Raw genomic sequence first — 3932 nt, 5'->3', positions numbered from 1 at the left:
GGGGCGGCGGGCGCGTGCGGTACCTGCCGCCGGCCGAGGCCGCGGAGCTCCCCGGCGATCCGGACGTCGCGATCGTCGACGAGGCGGCGGCGCTCCCGGTGCGGCTGCTGGAGGGGTTCCTCGACGAGCGGGTCGCCGTCGCGTTCTGCACCACGGTCCACGGCTACGAGGGAGCCGGGCGGGGGTTCGCGATCCGGTTCCGCGAGCGACTGCTCGATAGCCCCCTCGCGGTCCGGGACGTCCGCCTCGACGAGCCGATCCGGTACGCGCGCAACGACCCCGTCGAGGCGTGGGCGTCGCGGGCGCTCCTGCTCGACGCGCGGCAGGCGGTCGACGAGGCCGTCGCGGGGACGGCGGCCGACGAGGCGACGTACCGAGCGCTCGCGCCCGACGACCTGCTCGCGGACGAGGCCCTGCTCGGCGAGGCGTTCGGGCTGCTCGTCGCCGCTCACTACCGCACCGAGCCGAACGACCTCGCGCGGCTGCTGGACGCCCCGAACCTCTCCGCGCGGGCGCTCGTCGCCGAGGGGCGGGTGGTCGCCGTCGCGCTGCTCGCTCGCGAGGGCGGACTGGACGCCGAGACGCGCCGGGCGATGTACGAGGGCGAGCGCGTCCGCGGAAACATGGTCCCCGACGTGCTGACGAGCCAGCTCCGCGACGAGGCGGCCGCCGGGCCGCGGGGGGTCCGGACCGTCCGGATCGCGACGCACCACGCCCTGCGAGACGCGGGGTTCGGCTCACGGCTGCTGGCGGAGATCCACGCCGAGTTCGGAGCGGCGGTCGACTACTTCTCGGTCGGCTACGGCGCGACGCCGCGCCTGCTCCGGTTCTGGCGGCGGGCCGGCTACCGGACCGTCCACCTCTCGACCTCCCGCAACGACGCCTCCGGCGAGCACTCGGCGATCATGCTGCGCCCGGCGAGCGAGGCCGGTCGAGACCTCCTGTCGCGCCACGCCGTCACCTTCCGAGACCGCGAGCGCGACGGGCTCTCGGACGCCCACCGCGACGTCGACCCCGACGTGGTCGCCGGCGCGCTCCGCGCCTGTCCCGCGCCGGTCCCGGTGGCCCTGACCGAGATCGAGTGGCGCTCCGTCGTCGGGGCGTCGTTCGGGCCCGGGATGTACGACAGCGCGCCCGGCGCGTTCCGGGACCTCGCGCTCGCGGCGCTGGTCGAGGACGCCCCGGAACTCGGCGCCCTCGAAGAGCGACTGCTGGTTCGGAAAGTCCTGCAGGGCCGCCCGTGGGAGTCGGTCGCGGACGAGCTCGGTTACGTCTCGACGGCCGCCTGCATGCGCGCGCTCGGCGACGCGTACGAGCCCCTCGTCGAGCGGTACGGGACCGACTTCGCGCTCGCAGAGCGGGAGCGATTTATAAGTGACTGACGGGACTGCGGCCGGCATTTATAAACAGAGGAGGTGGCGCGTGCCTGCGAGGCCGCCCCGCGGCCGAGCAGCACGCGCGAGGGAGTCGGTGGTCCGGAGCGAAGCGGAGGACCACCGACGAGGCTGGGGAGGCGTGAGGTGCGGTGCCGTGCGGTCGGGCGGGGCTCAAAGGGGCAGCCGCGAGGACGAAGCACGCTGCAGCAAGCACCGCAACGAGGGAGCGCCAGCGACCGAGCGAGGAGCGCAGCAAAGCGCGCGAGTCGTCGCGGCTGGGGCTTTGGAGGTGTTCATCGAAGAGTTACTGGCAACGATTTATAAGCGAGCGGCTGGGGCTTTGGAGGTGTTGTCCGGAGGTCCGAGGTCAACCGTTTATAAATAAACGACGACTGCTACAACGGTCGTCGGTGCCCCGCCGAACGCGACCGATTAAATCCGGTTCTCGCGGCCGGGGTCGACGTCGATAGCGTCGACCGGGCAGACGTCGACGCAGAGCATGCAGTCGATACACTGGTCCTCGTCGATCGGGTTCGCCTTCCGCTCCGACTCGGGGTGGCCGGGGGTGTCCACCCAATCGAACACGTCCACCGGGCAGTCCTCCAAGCAGGCGCCGTCGGCGAGACAGATGTCGAAGTCGACGGCGACGTGGGTGCCGCGGATCCCCTGCTTCTCGGGCGGGTCGACGGGTCCCCAGACGGCGACGCCGTCCTCCTCGCCGACCTGCTCCCGGTTCTGTTCGAAGTTCGAGTCGATGGCCATCGTGCCCGTAGTTCCGGGGCTCGCTACTTAACCCCCGCGGCAGGCGGTCGGCGAGGGCGGCTCACGGGGCTCGGAGCGTCGACGAGGCCGACGGCGGATTCGGACTACGGGTGCGCGTAGTACGCGAGCAGGTCCTCCTCGCCGTCGGGTCCGTCGGGCTCGTCGGTGGCGGCCGGCTCGAAGGCGTCGATCCGGGCGAAGCCGACGCGCTCGAACTGGACGACGCCGTCGGTGTCGACGTCGTCGACCGCGGGCTCGGCGATCCCCCGGACGTCGCCGGTGACGGTCCGCAGCAGGGTGTCGAGCCCACCGTCGGCCGGCGCCCAGTGGACCACGTCCACGTCGCCGTCGCGGACGACGTCGATGTCGGCGTCCGCGAAGACCAGCTCGTCGCCCGCGTACCGGACGCAGCCGTACCCCTTGAGCCAGACGCGCTCGCCCTCGCTCGGGAGGTCGGAGGACTCGACGACGACCCTGCCCGCGGGAACGGTCCGGTCGCCGCGGTCGGCGTGGTCGGGGTGGAGCGGCGGGTGGCCGGCCTCGGGCGCGGGGGCGTCGCCGTCGACGACCGGGAGCTCGACCGCGGGGTCGTCGTCGCGGTCGCGCACGAGGAAGTAGCGGTTCGCCTCGTCGTCGATCAGGTCGCGGTTGTTCGCGTACACCGACGACATGGCCAGATCGACGTCGGAGGTGGACATCCCCAGCTCCGTCATCGAGGCGACGAGGGCCTGCCCCCGGATGCCGCGGCGGCGCATCGAGCGGATGGTCGGCGCGCGCGGGTCGTCCCAACCAGTCAGCTCGCCGTCCGCGATGAGCCCCTTGATCGTCGACGTGGAGAGTTTCACGTCGTACTCGTCCACCTGGACGTGGCCCCAGTGGAGCACCTCGGGGTACTCCCAGCCGAAGTAGTCGTAGACGAACCGCTGGCGCTTCGCGGAGTCCTGGAGGTCGATGCCGCGAATGATGTGGGTGACGCCCGTGAGGTGGTCGTCGACGCCGGACTGGAAATCGAGCATGGGCCAGCAGCGGTAGTCGGCCGCCGCCTCGCGCGGGTGCGGCGTGTCGATCATCCGGAACGCGACCCAGTCGCGGAGCGCGGGGTTCTTGTGCTCGATGTCGGTGCGCACGCGGAGGACCATCTCGCCCGCGTCGTACTCGCCGGCGACCATGGCGTCGAACTCCTCGTGGACCGTCTCGGCGGCCTTCTCGCGGTGCGGACACGCCTCGGCGTCGTTCTTCAGCGCGGAGAAGGTCTCGCCGGGACACGAGCAGGTGTAGGCGCCGCCGGCGTCGATCAGCTCGCGGGCGTGGTCGTAGTACGTCTCCAGCCGATCGGACGCCTTCAGCACGCGGTCGGCCTCGAAGCCGAGGTACTCGATGTCCTCCAGGATGGCGTCGTACGCGTCTAAGTCGGGGCGCTTCGTCTCCGGGTCGGTGTCGTCGAACCGGCAGATGAACTCGCCGTCGTACCGCTCCTTGTACGTCCCGATCACCGCGGGCATCCGGGCGTGGCCGACGTGCCACGGGCCGTTCGGGTTGGGCGCGGCGCGCATCACGACCGCGCCGTCCTCGGCGTTCGGGAGCTCGGGGAGGACGTGATCGTCTTCCTCGTCTTCGGCCTCCAGCTCCGCGAGCTTGTCGGGCGCGAGCTCGCCGAGCCGCTCGCGGCGCTCGGCCTCGTCCATGTCGGCGACCCGGTTCACGACCCGGGCGACGACCCCGGGGATCTCGTCGCCGTGCGGTCTAAAGTCGGGGTTCTCGCCCATCAACGGGCCCATGATGGCGCCCACGTCC

3 protein-coding genes are annotated in these 3932 nt (G+C 71.8%); 1 reads left to right on the top strand and 2 read right to left on the bottom strand.

The window, feature by feature from the left end:
* A partial coding sequence (gene tmcA / locus DJ81_RS06325; RefSeq protein WP_141212546.1) for a tRNA(Met) cytidine acetyltransferase TmcA occupies nucleotides 1–1382 on the top strand: 1382 nt, incomplete at its 5' end.
* Between the two features lie 426 nt (nucleotides 1383–1808).
* On the opposite strand, the gene DJ81_RS06320 is transcribed toward tmcA, so the two are convergent.
* Together DJ81_RS06320 and DJ81_RS06315 are read right to left on the bottom strand one after the other, a co-directional pair.
* Nucleotides 1809–2138: a ferredoxin family protein gene (locus DJ81_RS06320; RefSeq protein WP_094523206.1), complete on the bottom strand. Its 330-nt coding sequence runs from the start codon at nucleotides 2136–2138 to the stop codon at nucleotides 1809–1811.
* Between the two features lie 104 nt (nucleotides 2139–2242).
* Nucleotides 2243–3932 (bottom strand): glutamate--tRNA ligase (locus DJ81_RS06315; RefSeq protein WP_094589011.1); only part of this gene is annotated, 1690 nt, incomplete at its 5' end.

Source organism: Halorubrum sp. Hd13 (assembly GCF_002252755.1).
In the GTDB taxonomy this organism is placed as follows: domain Archaea; phylum Halobacteriota; class Halobacteria; order Halobacteriales; family Haloferacaceae; genus Halorubrum.
Note: the sequence above shows the minus strand (reverse complement) of the source record. Positions and strands in the feature narration are given on the sequence as shown.